The sequence below is a fragment of the Hyphomonas oceanitis SCH89 genome (assembly GCF_000685295.1).
Classification (GTDB): Bacteria; Pseudomonadota; Alphaproteobacteria; order Caulobacterales; family Hyphomonadaceae; genus Hyphomonas; species Hyphomonas oceanitis.
On record NZ_ARYL01000139.1, the window covers coordinates 1 to 872 of the forward strand.

Genomic DNA, 872 nt, shown 5'->3' on the forward strand with positions numbered 1-872 from the left:
GCCACATCATGTGATTGCCGACATTGTCATCCAGCGGAAATAGCAAAAGAGCAACCGGACGATCACCAGGAATATAATGGTCAAGGCAAAACGTTATTGCGTCAGCTTGTTTTGTCAGCAACTCAGCCGCATTTGCAGATAAGTTGGATTTTGCGTCGCGACTCATCAGAACCACTCCTCCCATGAATCGAATTTGCCCTTTAGGAGAGCATTGAAGATGAAGTCGCCGTCGTATTTGGTCACGAATGTGCGAGCGACTGTATTCTGAGGCCGCGTCTCTTCAGCCTGAGCATAGACGGTAGAGTATCCGGCCTCCTGCGCCAGCTTACGCGCCTCTTCCGACCAATTGCCCGACTGGCCGAATGGGATGGCAAACGTCTCCGGTGCGAACCCCAGACGTTTCGCAAACAGCTCCCTCGACCCCGCCAGCTCATCCACCATTTGATTTACTTCGATATGATTGAACTGCGGATGAGTCGCGGAGTGGCTCCCCATTTCCGCTCCTGTCGCGAGAAGTGTCTCAATGTCATGCCAAGAAAGGACGGTATCTTCGGAAAATGTATGGCGACCATCTGACCAATCAGAAACCGGAAAAAACATCCACGGCAAGTCAAGGTCCTTCAAGACCGGAGCCGCATTGGTCAGTACGGTCTTGAGCCCGTCATCAAACGTGATTGCGAGATCTTTTGGCCCTCCGCCTGTCCGAACAATCTCGCTGGCAGGAACAAAATTAAATCCGGCATCCAGTGCTGTCTCGAGCTGTCGTCGAAATTGCTCTGGGGTGACGTCATTAACGCCCCATTCCGACTGCCCTATCGAATGATAACAGAGAATACGACCAATGGCCTGCCCCACAGGGGTGATCCACCAGA

The 872-nt window shown here is 52.4% G+C and carries 1 protein-coding gene; it reads right to left on the reverse strand.

Annotated elements, in window-relative coordinates; translation table 11 throughout:
• Positions 1-165: 165 nt before the first annotated feature.
• A partial coding sequence (locus HOC_RS20610) for a polysaccharide deacetylase family protein (RefSeq protein ID WP_035542639.1) occupies positions 166-872 on the reverse strand: 707 nt, incomplete at its 5' end.